A 16276-nucleotide genomic window follows, 5' to 3' on the forward strand; every position below is an offset into this window, starting at 1 on the left:
TCAAATGGATATTACATTTCAGGATGCTTCCTACTTTGCCCAGACATGGGGACTTTTATACCTGTTTGGCCTGTTCATGATTGTTCTGGTTTATGCCTTGTGGCCCCGAAATAAAAAGAAATTTGATGCGGCAGCTCAAATTCCGCTTGAGGAGAAAGACTGATGTCCAAAGTGGAAAAAGATGAACTATCCGGCGTTGATACCACTGGACATGATTGGGATGGTATCAAGGAACTTGATAACCCAATGCCGCGGTGGTGGCTGTGGACTTTTTATGCGACGATCATTTGGTCGATTGGTTACTGGGTTGTATACCCGGCTTGGCCATTGGTCAGTGATTATACCAAAGGTGTTTTTGGGTATTCCTCACGGGCAGAGCTACATGAAGAGCTTGCAAGTGTAGAAGAGGGGCGAGCATCCATCACTACAGAGCTTGTGAACGCGGATCTTGCTGATGTGAAAAATAATCCTCAATTGTATCAATTTGCGCTTTCTGGTGGTCGATCCAATTACGCGGTTAATTGTTCACAATGTCACGGGTCTGGCGCACAGGGTGCACCTGGATTCCCAAATTTGAATGATGATGATTGGCTTTGGGGTGGCTCAGTAGATGCGATTTACCAAACCATCAAATATGGCATCAGGTCGGATCATGACGAGACACGCACCGGTGAGATGCCAGCCTTTTTGCGGGATGAAATTCTGGAGAAAGATCAGGTATCTGACGTGGCAGAATATGTTCTGTCCCTGTCACAAGAAGGACGTGATCCAGAGGCAGTTACTCGTGGCGCCGAAGTTTACGCCAACGAGTGTGCATCCTGCCATGGAGAGAACGCACGCGGGAATCCGGAGTTTGGTGCCCCAAATCTGACTGACGCAATCTGGTTTTATGGCGGAGATAAGCAAACGATTGTCAACACGATTGCCAATGGGCGCGCAAATGTAATGCCCGCTTGGGACGATCGTCTTGACGAGAGTGTGATCCGTCAGATCAGTCTGTATGTTCATTCACTGGGAGGCGGCAAGTAGCCGCCCTCCGATCTCTCTTTCCTCCAGCAGGAGATTGTTAAGTGGATAGTAGTTCCGTTGAGAAAATTGATGTAACGGCGGTCAATAAAAAGGAAAACCGCTCACTTTATGTCAAACGTGAAAAAATACATCCGAAGAAGGCGACGGGAAGTTTCCGCCGTCTGAAGTGGATTATTATGGGGATTACACTTGCAATCTATTACATCACGCCTTGGATCCGGTGGGACCGAGGAGTGGGTGCACCAGATCAGGCCGTACTGGTTGATATTGAGCATAACCGTTTTTACTTCTTTTTTATCGAGCTGTGGCCACAGGAAGTATATTACATAACCGGTATTCTGATCGTAGCCGCCTTGTCCCTTTTTCTGGTGACAGCTTTGTTCGGGCGAGCTTGGTGCGGATATTCCTGCCCGCAAACCGTATGGACGGATCTTTTTATTTTCGTTGAGCGTGCTATTGAAGGAGATCGAAATGCCCGATTGAAGCTTGATCGGGCGCCGATGAGTTTCGATAAGTTTCAAAAACGCTTTCTCAAACATACCATCTGGGTCGCGATTGGAGTTGTGACAGGCGGAGCGTGGGTCTTTTACTTTGCGGATGCACCCACACTGTTTCGGGATCTGCTAACGTTTGAAGCCGGGAGTGTTGCCTATATTACGGTCGCAATCCTGACGGCGACTACTTATGTGTTTGGCGGACTGATGCGAGAGCAGGTGTGTACATATATGTGTCCGTGGCCGCGCATTCAGGGTGCTATGATTGACGAGGAAAGCCTTAGTGTAACCTATCATGCGCTGAGAGGTGAACCACGTGGGCCGCACAAAAAAGGGGATAGCTGGGAAGGACGGGGTCATTGTATTGACTGCAACCAGTGCGTTGCTGTCTGCCCAATGGGGATCGATATCCGCGATGGCTCCCAGCTTGAATGCATAACATGTGCGCTCTGTATTGATGCCTGCGATGGGGTTATGGAAAAGATTGGGCTCCCCAAAGGTTTGATCAGTTATGATACATATGCAGGGCAAAATACTGCTGAGCCGATCAAGAAACAGCAGGTCCGTTTTATCCGGCCAAGAACACTTATTTACGGCTTTCTTTTGCTGCTCGTTGGCTCGATTATGCTGGTTACGCTTTTGAACCGGTCAGAGCTTGATGTCAATGTTATCAGGGACCGCAATCCGCTATATGTGACACTGTCTGATGGAACGTTACGAAATGGCTATACGGTAAAAATTCTGAACAAAACACATGATCTGCGGCGATTTGAGATATCCGTAGAGGGAATTGAGATTACTTCCAGATGGTTGCAAACGGAAGGGCATAATGAGCAAGATCTGATCGTTGTTGTGCCAGGGGATGCCGTTTCAAGCGTTAAATTGTTTGTGGCCGCAAATGCGGAACAGCTTGCGGGTAAGAGCAGCAGGGATATTGCGATCGTTGTTAAAGATCTTGCAAATGGAAATGCGGAGCGAACCGAAACAACATTCAAAGGACCAAGATAATGGCATTTTCAGCTACGCGCCCGATTACCGGGAAACATGTTCTGGCTATGTTGGTGGGTTTTTTCCTGTTCATGCTGATTGCAAACGGATTTTTTCTGTATTTTGCGCTTACCAGCTTCTCTGGCTTGTCGACAGAAGATCCATACAAGAAAGGCCTAAATTATAATCAGGCACTGCTGGCGAAAGAGCAACAAATTGCCAGAGGTTGGAAACCTGATCTGAACATCAGGCATGGGACCAATGGTGAAGTGATGGTAACCTTAAATGTGCTTGATGCAACGGATCAACCGGTTCGTTTCACGGATGTAAAAGCGGTGTTCTGGAGACCGGCTGTGCAAGGTGAGGATGTTGATCTGGTGTTTAGCGAAAATGGCAATGAACTTACGGCAGCTGCGACCCTTGATAAATTGGGAAATTGGGAGCTGCGTATAGAGCTGTATGATGCCGCGCACGAGTCGCCTTATCGGCTGGAGAAACGGATATGGATCAAGTAGCACTTGAAAAACAATCCGCTGTATCGTCCTTTTCAAGTACGGGAGGCGCCTATTGCTGTTCGGGTGGAGCAACTACTCTGGCTGGGGAGTTTCGACCTGAAACTCAATTTAAGGATTTTGTTTCTGCTGATCCTGCAGCATTTGTCAGTCATGACCAATCCGGTCAGGCGCTTTTGCATTTGCTGGTGGAGGGAATGCATTGCGCAAATTGTATTCAGGCTATTGAAAAGAGCCTGAGGGCGCATCCCGCAGTTATAGAGGCAAGGGTGAACTTTTCCACCCGCAGGCTCCTTGTTCGCTGGACAGAACAGGAGGCGGAGGCTGCGGAGTTGGTCAAGCCAGTTATTGATCTGGGCTATGGGCTCACGCCTTATGATCCTCAACTGATAAAATCCGCAGCAGAGGAAGAAGACAAGAAGCTTTTGCGGGCAATGGGAGTGGCCGGGTTCGCGGCAGCCAATGTGATGCTGTTGTCGGTCTCCGTTTGGGCAGGTTTGTTTTCTGCGGATATGGGCCCGGCGATGCGCGATTTCATGCATTGGGTGTCGGCTCTGATTGCGATGCCAGCGGTCGCCTATTCGGGGCAGGTTTTTTTTAAATCTGCAATCTCTGCCCTGCAGGCAGGTCGCTTGAACATGGATGTTCCCATTTCACTTGCGGTGATTTTGGCTGTGGGGATGAGCCTTTCCGAGACAATTCAAAGTGGCGAATATGCATATTTCGATGCGGCTGTGACATTGCTGTTTTTCTTGTTGATCGGGCGGTATCTGGATAGCAGAGCCCGCAGCCGGGCAAGGTCTGCGGCGGAACGATTGCTTATGCTAAAGGCAGTGGCAGCCACCGTCATTGAGAAAGATGGCAGTCACAGATCAGTTCCAGTGGAAAATGTGGTTCCGGGCACGCAGGTTTTCGTCGCTGCGGGTGATCGTTTTCCGGTCGATGGTACAATTCTGGAAGGTGAGACCAGTATTGATAACTCACTGGTAACAGGTGAAAGCCTGCCGGTGGAGGCGAGCGCCGGATCGGATGTGTTTGCAGGGACGCTCAATCTGGGGGCACCGGTTCGTTTACGGGCAAGCAAAACCGGAGAGGATACCTTGCTGGGTGACATTGTTCGGCTCATGGAAAATGCGGAGCAGGGCCGGGCGAGCTATATTCGCATGGCGGATCGCATTGCTGAATATTATGCGCCCGCTGTTCATATTCTCGCCGCGCTGACATTTGCCGGATGGTGGTTACTTGGCCATGATTGGCAATTATCCCTCATACAGGCGATTGCCGTTTTGATTGTAACCTGCCCCTGCGCGCTTGGTCTGGCTGTGCCGGTTGTTCAAGTGGTTGCCAGTGGGCGGTTATTGCAGAGGGGTATTCTGGTAAAATCTGCTGATGGTCTTGAAAGGCTGGCGCAGATTGATCGGATCGTTTTTGATAAAACGGGCACTTTGACTGAAGGGCGACTTCATTTGGTTAATGCTGAGAATATTGATCCTGCAGATTTGAAGTTGGCCGCTGGACTTGCAGCTAACAGCAGGCATCCGTTAGCGCAAGCCGTGACAAGGTCGGTTTCAGACTTCAGAGCTATCGATGCTGTGCAGGAATATCCTGGCAAAGGCCTGGCCGCTGTTGTCGATGGTCGGAATGTGCGTTTGGGAAGCCGGAAATGGTGTGTCGAAAATGGGGTTGAATTACAGGCCTCTGTCGATCCGCTACCGGAAATGTGGCTGTGTGTTGAGGGACGCGACCCTGTTCAACTTCAGTTTCAGGATCGGCTGAGGTCAGATGTGAAAGAGGTTATAAGAACACTCATTCGAAGCGGCATTACGATTGAGCTACTGTCCGGTGATCGCGAAGAAGTTGTTTCTGCCGTGGCAGAAGTGGCGGGAATTGAACGGTGGAGCTCGCAACTGTTGCCCGGTGACAAAGTGGCCCGATTGCAAGAGCTACAGATGCAAGGGTGCAAGGTGCTGATGGTCGGAGATGGTTTGAATGATGCACCGGCATTAACTGCGGCCCATGTCTCCATGTCTCCAGCAGATGCAGCCGATATTAGTCAGACCGCAGCTGACTTTGTATTCCAAGGGAAAAAACTGGGGGCTGTTATGGAGGTGTTCGGGTCGCACGCACCTCAAGGCTGTTGGTCACACAGAATTTCGGATTGGCCTTCGCTTACAACGCGATCGCTGTCCCGCTTGCTATTGCTGGATTTGTAACCCCGCTTTTTGCGGCTATAGCGATGTCGGCATCATCGCTTATCGTATGTATTAATTCCATGCGGCTCGCCAGAGCTAGAGGGGAAATCAGTTGAGCGTTCTCGTCTATCTTATCCCGATCGCTTTATTCCTAGGCGGCCTTGGGCTCGCTGCGTTCCTCTGGAGTCTCAAATCAGGGCAGTATGAAGATCTTGAAGGCGCAGCAAACCGTATCCTGATAGATGATGAGGATGACAGGGCTTAAGCGATTTTGGTCTGGACCAGAACTTCATCTTCAGGAAATTGCGGGCCCTTGACTGTTTCGTTACCGGCTTCAGGATGACGGGGAATATTGAGCGAAGCCAATAGTGAAAAAGCAGCCATAGCGGCCCCGGCCAGAAATACGCTGGCGGGTGAAGTGAGCCACAAAATGCCGAACAGGACAGGAATTACAACCGCTGCAATATGATTGATGGTAAAGCTGACGCTGGCCGTTGCTGCCATGTCCTTGGGGTTGGCAATTTTCTGGAAATAGCTTTTGATACCGATGGCAAAGGCAAAAAACAGATGGTCGATAATATACAATGCACCGGCCAATGTAGCATCATTGACAAACGCATATGCCACAAACACGCAGACCAGACCTGAATATTCAAAGACCAATGCCTTGCGTTCACCCCAATGCGAAATTAACCGACCGATTTTAGGGGCCAGAAAAATATTGATAGCGTGATTGAGCAAATACAGGGCCGTAATAGTGGAGACATCATATCCAAATTTCTCCACCATCATAAATCCAGCAAATACCATGAAAATCTGGCGTCTGGCACCAGCTAGGAACGTCAGTGCATAATATAGCCAGTAGCGTTTACGAAGGACGATCTTTTTGGTCTGGGCGACTTCGACATGAAATTGCGGAAAAGCTCCCCAGCAGAAAAGGGCCGCAAAAACTGAGACGGCACCACCAAGAGCGTACATCGTTGCAAATTCAACCCCTGCAAATTTTGTGGCGAGAAAAATAAGACCATAAACGGCGAGGGAGGCAAAGGCCTGAGCGGAGAGTTGGCGACCCATAACCAGTGGTGCCCGCTCTTTTGATACGAGCTGAAGGGTGAGCGACTGGCGGAGCGTTTCGTGATAATGAAAGCCCACTGACATGAGGATGGTGGTTAGGTAGAAACCATATTCGGAAGGAAAATAGCCTGTAAGTGCAACGCCGATACCAAAAACGAGCAAAGAGAGCATCAATAGGCGTTGTTCAGCAATGATCAGCAGAACAAAAATTACGGTAAAGGCAAGCAGTCCTGGAATTTCACGCAAAGATTGCAGAATGCCGATTTCCCGGCCGGTGAAATTTACAACATCAACAGCAAAATTGTTCAGCAACGCCATCCAAACAGCAAAACCGGCACCCCAGGCTGCTGCTGTGATCATAAGAAGGACTTCGGGTGTTTGCCATTTTCGTGTCTGCATGAAAAAGTCTTTTCTTTTTGTTGTGATAAGCTGCGGACGGTTGCCAGCGATTTTCAGAACGACATAATTTAAACAAAAAGTCAATTTATCCGAAAGCAGCAAGCGGGCAATGCGGTGTTATTCGAACAAAATGTGCCTGTGTCACAAGTTAGCAGGCTGTTCGTTGGTGTTAGGTGGCTGTATAGTTTGTGAGGCTGTATTGGGAAAGGCAATTGAATGGCAATCTGGGGGAAATTAATGGGCGGCGCGGCGGGTTTACTGCTGGGCGGGCCAATTGGTGCGTTGCTGGGTGCTGTTGCTGGACATGTCGTTGATAAATATCGAGATAATGATGAAAGCGCGGATCCGGAGAAAGTTGATACCGGGCTTAAACAGGTTGCCTTTACGGTTGCGGTTGTAGCGCTTGGGGCCAAGCTTGCAAAAGCGGATGGCGTCGTTACGCGTGATGAGGTCGATGCTTTCAAAAGGGTTTTTCGTATTCCCAAAGAGGAAGAGGCAAATTTTGGAAAGTTTTTTGACAAGGCGCGAGAACACACCGCTGGCTATGAAGCCTATGCCAAGCAGGTGGCGCGGATGTTTAAAAACAGTCCGCAAATTAAGGAAGATCTGCTGAACAGTCTTTTTGCAATTGCCATGGCTGATGGTGTCCTGCATCCGGATGAGGATACCTATCTGAAAACAATTGCAGATATTTTTGGAATGGATGCGCAAACCTATGACCGTATCAGAAGTTATCATTCTGGTGAGGAGGCGCGAGATCCTTATCGAATATTGGGGGTGAGTTCGAGTATTTCCGATGAAGAGCTTAAGAAGACATACCGTAAGCTTATTCGGGAAAATCACCCTGATAAAGTTATGTCAGAAGGCCTTCCACAGGAATTTATTGATTTGGCAAACGATAAACTGGCGAAAATTAACGCCGCCTATGACGAGATATCGAAGCTTCGAGGATTATAATGTCAGCACAGAAAATCGTGCAAAACCTATCTCCTAATCATAGTGAACGTAAGGGGGAGGGCAAGATCAGCATGCTTGTCCTTCATTATACTGGAATGAAAACGGGTAAGGCTGCGTTGGAACGCCTTTGCGATCCCGCAGCTGAAGTGAGTGCCCATTATCTGGTGGAAGAAGATGGTAGTATTTTGCAGCTTGTTGAAGAGGACAGGCGTGCCTGGCATGCAGGTGTTGGTTTTTGGAATGGGGAAACAGATATAAATTCCTGCTCCATCGGGATTGAAATTGTAAACCCAGGCCATGAGTTCGGTTATGTCTCCTTTCCCAAAAGTCAGATCCTGTCCACATTGGAGCTATGTCAGCAGATTGTCGAAAAATACGAAATAAGCCCCCTGAATGTTGTCGGGCATTCTGATGTGGCACCGCAGCGCAAGCAGGACCCGGGGGAACAGTTTCCCTGGCAATGGTTTGCGAAAAAGGGTGTCGGTTACTGGCCAGACAAGATAGTGGTTCCAAATATGTCAAACTTTGATATGGCGAAGGCGCTCAGTAAAATCGGCTATGATGTATCTAATCTGGAAAAATCCATCGAAGCATTCCAGAGACACTGGCGTCCACAAGCCATTACTGGCAAAGCCGATGCGGAGACTTGCCGGCTGGTGGCATCCGTGGCGGTGGCAAGGCAAGGCTTGACCTGAGCGTAGGAGAGGTTTAAGCACTGACATACCAGATGGCTGGATGATCGCTTTGCGTTTTCGGATGCAAAGAGGAAAGTCCGGGCTCCACGGAAATACGGTGCCGGTTAACGACCGGCGAGGGTGACCTTAGGGAAAGTGCCACAGAAAGCAAACCGCCTGAGATCAGGTAAGGGTGAAAGGGTGCGGTAAGAGCGCACCGCGCCGTTGGCAACAGGGGCGGCATGGTAAACCCCACCGGGAGCAAAACCAAATAGGAACGGTCGATGCAGGGCATTGCTGCTGCATGAGCAGGTTTTCCGGGCTACCGTTCGGTTGGTTGCTTGAGGTGTCTGGTAACAGGCACCCTAGATGAATGATCATCCATCGAGAAATCGAGGACAAAACCCGGCTTACAGGCCATCTGGTTATTATTTATGCCGTTGTTTATGATTAAATCCGAATTATAAATTGATTGTCACTTGGTCAGCAGGTAATGCTAGGTTCTGGGTAACCTGTTCAAAAGACTGGATGGTATGGGGTTTCAATCGGGCAAAATTTTGTTTCTCAGTTCGCTGAAGCGGTTTTTCACTGCTGTCTTTTTAGCCTGCATCGCGCCTATTAATTCTGCTCATGCCGCGGGTGGGGCCCTGCCACCACTTATTTATGATATCGGGATTTGTCTCTTTGCTGCGACGTTGGTTGGTGTAGTTGCAATACGTTGTCGCCTGCCGAGTATTGCAGCATTTTTGATTGCCGGGATTTTGGTCGGGCCTATTGGGTTTCAGTTAATTACCAATCCAAAGAATATTGAAACGATTTCCGAATTTGGCTTCATTCTGCTGCTTTTTATTATCGGTCTGGAAATAGATATTCGGAAAATTGCCAGTAGCGGAAAGATGATTGTCATTTCCGGTATATTGCAATATCCGCTTACAGTTTTGCTGGGAATGCTGGTTGTAAATGGTGCAATTCTTGTTGGATTGGAACATTTGTTTACGGGGCAATATGATGCCTTGTATTTTGGTATATTCCTCGCTGGCTCTTCTACTTTGCTGGTGATCAAGCTGTTTCAGGAACGTTATGAGCTTGGTACAGGTTCAGGTCGGCTTGCGCTGGGTATATTGGTGTTTCAGGACATTTGGGCCATTGTCGTTCTGGTTCTGCAACCGACATTCCATTCACCCAAGCTGGTGCCTGCTCTCGTTTCCTTCATTGGCATGTTTGTTCTAGTCGGCATATCTTATGTCCTGGCACGTTTTGTTGTGGCTCGAGCTTTTCAGTGGCTCGCAAAAGATCCGCAGATGGTGTTTGTGGGGGCTATTGGCTGGTGTTTTACAATCGTTTTCATCGGAGGGCAGTTGGATGCAGCCGTTGAGCTGCTATTTGAAATGCCAACTTCTCTTGCGGTGGGGTCAGGTATGAGTTCTCTGATCGCGGGCATGACAATTGCGACGCTACCCTATGCCCATGACATCAGTGCGAAAGTCGGCATTGTCCGTGACTTTTTTATTGTCCTGTTTTTTGTGGGGCTAGGGATGGGGATCCCTGAAATCAAGGATTTTGATGTTTTGATCCTAGCGGCGATGATTGTGGTTTTTGCGTTGTTGTCCCGTCAGTTGATTTTTATGACACTGTTTTATGTGACCGGTGGAGATAGGCGACTGGCGCAAATTTCGGCAGTCCGATTGGCGCAAGTATCAGAGTTCGCACTTGTGATAGCTTATCTTGGGGGGCAAGCTGGACATATTTCAGAAACTTTTTCCAGTGCCGTCATATTTGCCTTTGTTGTCACAGCCCTGCTCACTCCTTTATTGTTTGAGCACGCATATCGGGTTTACGCAATTTTCGCACCTGTAATGGATTGGCTTGGATTTAAAGAGCCGTCCGATGACGAAGAAGACGAGAGTCACTCAGCAGATATAGTGTTATTGGGCTTTCACCGGGTAGCTTCTTCGTTACTGCACGAAATACATGCGCATCGACCTGAGTTGATGAAGCGTATTATGGTGATCGATTTTAACGTTCAGATCCACCCAGCGATCCGAAAAATGGGGGCTGCCGTTCGGTATGGTGATCTGGCAAGTGAACAGACATTGCGTCACGCGGGTCTGGACAGTGCCAACGTGATTATCGCGACAGTACCTGATGAAATTTTAAAAGGTACGACAAATCGGACGCTCGTGAAAATGCTGCGACAGATCAATCGTGAAGCCATTATTATTTCCAATGCAGAAGCGCCGCTTGCTGCGAAGGAGCTGTATGATCTGGGTGCAGATTATGTGTATATGTCCCGTGTGGATACGGCCCACGCGCTGGATGCTCTCATAGCCAGGGCACTGGAAGGATCATTACACGAATATCGTGAAGAGCAGGAACATAGTCATGGAAAAGTGCATGAACGAAACGAAGTCTTGCACTAACCGTAGTAATTTTGTGCAGAAGTGTTTTTCTTAGCCGCAAATGCACCAAGCTAATTTGACCTGTTTGGCTTAGTTTAGTTATCTCGGATACTTTTCCATATCACCCCAGAATTGCTGAAAAATGGCTGAAGTGAAAATTTTTTTCACAAAGCTTTTTCGCGAGCGTCATGGGTTGAATCAGGGTTGCATTGAAATTGAGTTTACATGTCGGAACAAAGAAAAAACATTTAATTTCACAAGAGAACAAAATAGAAACATTAACCATCTAAGTAATTGCTGAATAGAGGACTTCAACATTCGATGAAGATGAAAAGTTAACAAAAGTAATTTGCTCAAATTAGGCCTGAAAACCCAGCGATTTCAGGCCTAATTCCATTGACTCCCATAATATTCCATGTTATCCCATAATATCCCATATTTGCTCCATTTTTCTCCGAATGGGGCGTGGGTCGGAGAGATAATTCAGGAAAATTGCGGGGTTTACAGGGCATGTCCCTATTTCTGTCCACTCATAGAAACAAGATCGACAAGAAGGGTCGGGTGTCAGTGCCTGCTCGGTTTCGATCTAATCTATTGGGGCGTGGATATGAGACGGTCGTGCTGTTTCCGAGTTTTGAGGGGAATTGCATTAACGCCTGTGACATGGGTGTGATGGAGGGGTTGCTGGAGAAGATAGGCGGCTTTGATCCATTTTCAGAAGATCGCGAGTCAGATGCGGATGTACTTATGGCGGAAGCTGTGGAGCTAAGTATCGATGGCGATGGCCGTATTTTAATCCCCGCTGAAATGATTGAGGAGGCCGGCCTTGCTGGCGAATGTGTGTTCGCGGGGCGCGGTGACAGTTTTCAGATTTGGAGGCCGGACGCTTTTGAGGCGCGCATGAAGGAAGTTAAGGAGAGAGCGCGACTAAAGCGTCAACGAGGTAAGTCACTCGAGCGAGGTGAGTGATGAGCGATCGGGCGCCACATGTTTCGGTCTTGTTGAATGAGGTTCTGGAGGTGCTTTCCCCCAAGCCCAACGAAATTGTTGTCGATGGTACATTTGGGGCAGCGGGATATAGCCGTGCGATTTTAGCGGCGGCTGATTGCAAGCTGTATGGCATCGATCGTGATCCGCGGGCTATTCGAATTGGACGGGATCTGGAGCGCGAAATGGGTGACCGTTTCACCATGCTGTCTGGTGTTTATGGTGATATGCAAGAGTTGCTCGCGCAAAATGGGGTGCATCAAGTAGATGGAATAGCGCTGGATATCGGCGTTTCTTCAATGCAAATTGATGAAGCGGAGCGTGGATTTTCCTTCATGCAGGACGGGCCGCTGGATATGCGGATGTCTGCTGAGGGACAGACAGCAGCTGATGTCGTGAACGAGATGGACGAGGAGCAACTTGTCAAAATCATCTATAGATATGGAGAGGAGCGTCGCGCACGTGCGGTGGCGCGGGCAATTGTAGAGCGACGGTCCAAAAAAGCTATCACGCGGACAATCGAGCTTGCAGAGTTGATTGCAACAGTTGTACGTCCTAGCGGTAAGGGAATTCATCCGGCAACCCGGACATTTCAAGCGCTTCGCATTCATGTGAATGATGAGTTGGGGCAGCTGCGTGAAGGGTTGGAGGCTGCGGAACGATTGCTTGCGCCGGGTGGTCGTCTCGCTGTGGTTTCCTTCCACAGTCTGGAAGACAGGCTGGTGAAAAATTTCCTGGCAGAACGTGCGAATGCAAAAGGTAATCCATCGCGCCATGTGCCTCTTGATGATAAGGCGCCAAGTCCATCTTTTGAATTGATAAAGCGTGGGGCAATCAAAGCAACCAAGGAAGAAATCACTCTGAACCCGAGATCACGTTCTGCAAGGCTTCGCGGAGCTATCCGTACAGATGCGCCTGTCTGGGGAGGTGTTTGATGCGGTGGAATCTGACGGTGATTATTGGTGTTCTGGTGGTCGTTGTATCCTATGGCCTGTATCAGCTCTCCTATGAGGTGCAGCAGCTCAATAGTGATCTGCGGTCAATTCGGTCTGAAATAAAAGAGAATAAGCAGGCAGTTCAAATTCTGAAGGCTGAATGGGCTTATAGAAATCGTCCAGATTATTTGAAGGATTTGACGGCTAAATATTTACCGCTTCTGTTGGTTGCGCCTTATCAGGTTGCGAGTTTGCAAGAGTTGCCTGAACGCGAGATCGACCCGAGCATCAAGAGTTTGGTCGGTGTCCCTTTGCCACGGCGAAAACCGCGTCTGCAGATCCCGTCACCTGTTACGCTGCCAAGTTCTGGCTTGCAGCTTGCGACCTACAGGGCGGGTGATGGAGGAAGTGAGCGATGACAGATCTTTACGTATCTCATCAATCGCCCACAAGAATGTCAGTCGGTTCACGTCAGGCAGGATCTGCTACCACGTCTAAAATCAGGTTAGAAGGCAGCGCCAAGGAAACTTTGGAGCAGGGCCGAAATCGTTTGGTAGTGGCTGGCGTTCTGTTCGCGTTTTGCTTTGTTGTGTTGGCGGGCCGGTTAATCGGTTTAGCGCTCACCGGAGTAGGAAGTGAAGTAGAGGACGTTGCTGAAGATGTGGCACCAAAGGCTGCACCAATAATTCATAACGTGCGGGCACCTATATACGACCGGGCGGGAAATATATTGGCTGTTACTCTGGATACTGTATCCCTTCATGCGAACCCGAAGAAGGTTATTGATCCGGTTGAGGCTGCACAAAAATTATCAACAGTATTGAAGGACCTGGATGTTAAGGCCGTAGAACGTAAATTGCGGTTAAAGCGAAATTTCGTCTGGATAGAACGGCATCTGACGCCCTCACAGCAAAAAGCCATAAATAATCTGGGTATACCCGGGGTGTATTTCAGAAAAGAAGAAAGGCGGGTGTATCCGATGGGCGTCCTTGCTGCGCACCTTGTAGGATATACAGATATAGATAACCGCGGTATTGCTGGAGCCGAAAAATATTTTAATGAGCAGCTGGCAGGTGGCTCAGATCGGCATGCTGAAGCGCTGCATCTTTCTGTGGATTTACGCGTTCAATATGCTTTGCGAGATGAGCTGAGCCGGTATATGTCAATATTTCAGGCAATCGGTGCGTCCGGAATGGTGATGGACGTTCGCAGCGGTGAAATTCTGGGAATGGTGTCGCTACCTGATTTCGATCCCAATCGGCCCAGTGATTTTCCAAATGATAGTAAGTTTAATAAAGCGACCCTTGGCGTTTATGAGATGGGGTCGACCTTTAAAACTTTTACGACTGCAATGGCGCTTGAACTTAAAACCGTTTCGCTTCGCAACGGTTATGACGCGACCAAACCTATCCGAATAGCCGGTTTTAGAATTCGTGATGATCACCCTAAGAAACGGTGGTTGTCCGTGCCGGAAATTTACATGTATTCATCCAATATCGGAACGGCGAAAATGGCGGATGATGTTGGCCCAAAACGGCATCGGGCATTTCTCGAGCGATTAGGTTTGCTGCGTCGTCCAAATATTGAACTGCCTGAAGTCGGTGCCCCAATCCTGCCACCCCGCTGGAATACACTGGAAACCATGACAATATCATTCGGACATGGTTTATCTGTTAGCCCGTTGCAATTGAGTGCTGCGACCAGTGCCATTGTAAATGGTGGCATATATCGCAATCCAACGATCCTAAAACGAGATGCGCCAGAAGAGGTGCAGGGGCGCCGTGTTATTAGTGAGGAGACGTCTTCTGTCATTCGCCGGTTAATGCGATTGGTTGTCGAGAAGGGAACCGGTAAACAGGCAGCGGCAAAAGGATATCTGGTTGGAGGCAAGACCGGCACAGCGGAAAAGGCGGTAAATGGTCGCTATAAGAGAGATGCGCTGGTTACCTCATTCGTAAGCGCATTCCCGATGGATGATCCAAAATATGTTGTGCTTGCAATGCTTGATGAACCCAAAGGCAATGCGTCAACTCACGGATTTAGGAGCGCGGGCTGGACTACGGCGCCAATTATTTCGCGGTTGATTTCGCGCATTGGCCCGATCCTGGGAGTGAAACCAGTTGATGAGGACAGCGACAAAGTCCGTAAGCGGATGTTTATTCCCACCTATTCAAGGGAGAAAAAGCTTGCGACTTTCTGAGCTGCTTAAAGGCGCGAAAATTGATCCACAAATGGATGCAGAGATCACAGGCATTACTGCTGACAGTCGCGAAGTGCAGCCCGGTTATTTATTTGCGGCTTTACCCGGTACGCAAGCAGATGGCTGGAATTTTACTCATAAGGCGATAAATGCTGGCGCTGTCGCAATCCTCGCATCTAGTGAACATAGGGGTGAGACAGTATCAGTTTTCAGTCATTTTGTTGAGGATCCTCGGCTCGAGTTGGCACTTTTGGCTGATCGGTTTGAAGGACGGAAGCCCGATACTATTGCTGCCGTAACCGGTACTAATGGCAAAACCTCAGTTGCGTATTTTACGAGGCAGTTGTGGAGCCGTTTAGGCATGAGCGCTGCCAGCATTGGAACACTTGGTGTTGTGCGTGATGATGGCGTTGAGGATTTACATTATACAACACCAGATCCGGTGTTGCTGCACAAGGTTTTGCGTGAGCTCAAGGATGATGGTGTTGAGCATGTTATCCTGGAGGCATCCAGTCATGGGCTGGACCAGCGTCGGTTGGATGCCGCAAATGTATCTATTGCAGCTTTCACAAATTTCACGCGAGATCATATGGATTATCACAGCAGTGCCGAGGATTACTTGGCCGCAAAGCTTGGGCTGATTTCGCGTGTCGTGTCGAAAACGGGTGTGGCGGTATTAAACGCTGATTCAGATGTTTTCAGCGCTTTTGAAGAAGCTGCCAGACGCCGCGACGTCACTGTTTTCTCCTATGGATATCAGGGACGGGATATTCGTTTGGTATCTGCAAAATCGCATCCTCAAGGACAACATCTGTGTATTGATGTGGAGGGGCAGATATACGAGCTGGACTTACCTTTGGTTGGGGAATTTCAGGTCATGAACGCATTGTGTGCAGCGGGTATTGTGCTTGCAAGTGGTGCTTCACTGAAGTCGGTATTACATGTTTTACCATCGTTGCAAAATGTTCCGGGACGGATGGAGTTTGTCGGTAAATCATTGAACGGTGCAGGTGTGTATGTAGATTATGCTCATACGCCCGATGCTTTGCAGACAGTCTTAAAGGCCGTTAGGCCGCATGTTGAAAACCGACTGATTACTGTGTTTGGGTGTGGTGGTGATCGAGATAAAGGCAAACGGCCTCAAATGGGCGCTATCGCGGCACGCTATTCTGATGTTTCGATCATTGCTGATGACAATCCGCGAAGTGAAGATCCTGCGGTAATCCGAGCAGAGATCAAAGCTGCCTGTCCGGAAGGGATTGATATTGGGGACAGGCGCAAAGCTATTTTAAAAGCTCTTGAAGTCGCTCAGCCGGGGGACGTCGTTATCATCGCTGGAAAAGGTCACGAAAGCGGACAAACATTCGCGGATCGGACGGTTCCTTTCGATGATCGCGAGGTCGTGCGTGACGTGTTGAGACAGGGAGGAGGGTGAGT

15 protein-coding genes and 1 other RNA gene are annotated in these 16276 nt (G+C 48.9%); 15 read left to right on the plus strand and 1 reads right to left on the minus strand.

Annotation, left to right across the window (positions count from 1 at the left end):
- The first annotated feature begins 4 nt into the window (after positions 1 to 4).
- From JCM23214_RS07535 to ccoS, 6 genes are all read left to right on the plus strand, one after another.
- Positions 5 to 163, plus strand: coding sequence for a cbb3-type cytochrome oxidase subunit 3 (locus JCM23214_RS07535; protein WP_037492643.1), 159 nt, complete (start codon positions 5 to 7; stop codon positions 161 to 163).
- Positions 163 to 1029, plus strand: coding sequence for a cytochrome-c oxidase, cbb3-type subunit III (ccoP, locus tag JCM23214_RS07540; protein ID WP_025898428.1), 867 nt, complete (start codon positions 163 to 165; stop codon positions 1027 to 1029). Before JCM23214_RS07535 ends, ccoP begins: the two co-directional genes overlap by 1 nt.
- Positions 1030 to 1070: 41 nt before the next feature.
- Positions 1071 to 2531, plus strand: a complete 1461-nt coding sequence (gene ccoG / locus JCM23214_RS07545) for a cytochrome c oxidase accessory protein CcoG (protein WP_025898429.1) — start codon at positions 1071 to 1073, stop codon at positions 2529 to 2531.
- Entirely contained in the window at positions 2531 to 3025 is a 495-nt protein-coding gene (locus JCM23214_RS07550) for a FixH family protein (RefSeq protein ID WP_025898430.1), read from the plus strand. The genes ccoG and JCM23214_RS07550 overlap by 1 nt, the downstream gene beginning before the upstream one ends.
- On the plus strand, positions 3013 to 5235 hold the full coding sequence (locus tag JCM23214_RS19630) for a heavy metal translocating P-type ATPase (RefSeq protein WP_199899389.1): 2223 nt from the start codon (positions 3013 to 3015) through the stop codon (positions 5233 to 5235). Before JCM23214_RS07550 ends, JCM23214_RS19630 begins: the two co-directional genes overlap by 13 nt.
- A gap of 91 nt (positions 5236 to 5326) precedes the next feature.
- On the plus strand, positions 5327 to 5479 hold the full coding sequence (ccoS, locus tag JCM23214_RS23080) for a cbb3-type cytochrome oxidase assembly protein CcoS (protein WP_084264624.1): 153 nt from the start codon (positions 5327 to 5329) through the stop codon (positions 5477 to 5479).
- Here ccoS and JCM23214_RS07565 read toward each other — a convergent pair.
- Entirely contained in the window at positions 5476 to 6687 is a 1212-nt protein-coding gene (locus JCM23214_RS07565; protein WP_025898431.1) for an MFS transporter, read from the minus strand. The genes ccoS and JCM23214_RS07565 overlap by 4 nt on opposite strands.
- A gap of 216 nt (positions 6688 to 6903) precedes the next feature.
- Here JCM23214_RS07565 and JCM23214_RS07570 point away from each other — a divergent pair, with 216 nt between their 5' ends.
- The 9 genes from JCM23214_RS07570 (at position 6904) to JCM23214_RS07615 (ending at position 16274) form a co-directional block, all read left to right on the plus strand.
- A complete protein-coding gene (locus JCM23214_RS07570; RefSeq protein WP_025898432.1) occupies positions 6904 to 7644 on the plus strand; it encodes a TerB family tellurite resistance protein in 741 nt (246 codons plus the stop codon).
- Positions 7644 to 8339: an N-acetylmuramoyl-L-alanine amidase gene (locus JCM23214_RS07575; RefSeq protein WP_025898433.1), complete on the plus strand. Its 696-nt coding sequence runs from the start codon at positions 7644 to 7646 to the stop codon at positions 8337 to 8339. The genes JCM23214_RS07570 and JCM23214_RS07575 overlap by 1 nt, the downstream gene beginning before the upstream one ends.
- A gap of 28 nt (positions 8340 to 8367) precedes the next feature.
- An RNA gene (gene rnpB / locus JCM23214_RS22290) (RNase P RNA component class A) lies at positions 8368 to 8747 on the plus strand.
- 104 nt (positions 8748 to 8851) lie between these two features.
- Complete coding sequence (locus JCM23214_RS07585; RefSeq protein ID WP_025898434.1) at positions 8852 to 10738, plus strand: cation:proton antiporter domain-containing protein; 1887 nt, start codon at positions 8852 to 8854, stop codon at positions 10736 to 10738.
- A gap of 489 nt (positions 10739 to 11227) precedes the next feature.
- A complete protein-coding gene (locus JCM23214_RS07595; protein WP_025898435.1) occupies positions 11228 to 11686 on the plus strand; it encodes a division/cell wall cluster transcriptional repressor MraZ in 459 nt (152 codons plus the stop codon).
- Positions 11686 to 12639, plus strand: a complete 954-nt coding sequence (gene rsmH / locus JCM23214_RS07600) for a 16S rRNA (cytosine(1402)-N(4))-methyltransferase RsmH (RefSeq protein WP_025898436.1) — start codon at positions 11686 to 11688, stop codon at positions 12637 to 12639. The genes JCM23214_RS07595 and rsmH overlap by 1 nt, the downstream gene beginning before the upstream one ends.
- Positions 12639 to 13058: a cell division protein FtsL gene (ftsL, locus tag JCM23214_RS22270; protein ID WP_025898437.1), complete on the plus strand. Its 420-nt coding sequence runs from the start codon at positions 12639 to 12641 to the stop codon at positions 13056 to 13058. Before rsmH ends, ftsL begins: the two co-directional genes overlap by 1 nt.
- Positions 13055 to 14839: a peptidoglycan D,D-transpeptidase FtsI family protein gene (locus JCM23214_RS07610; protein WP_025898438.1), complete on the plus strand. Its 1785-nt coding sequence runs from the start codon at positions 13055 to 13057 to the stop codon at positions 14837 to 14839. The genes ftsL and JCM23214_RS07610 overlap by 4 nt, the downstream gene beginning before the upstream one ends.
- A complete protein-coding gene (locus JCM23214_RS07615) occupies positions 14826 to 16274 on the plus strand; it encodes a UDP-N-acetylmuramoyl-L-alanyl-D-glutamate--2,6-diaminopimelate ligase (protein WP_025898439.1) in 1449 nt (482 codons plus the stop codon). Before JCM23214_RS07610 ends, JCM23214_RS07615 begins: the two co-directional genes overlap by 14 nt.
- Positions 16275 to 16276: the final 2 nt, after the last annotated feature.

The organism is Sneathiella glossodoripedis JCM 23214 (assembly GCF_000616095.1).
GTDB lineage: Bacteria > Pseudomonadota > Alphaproteobacteria > Sneathiellales > Sneathiellaceae > Sneathiella > Sneathiella glossodoripedis.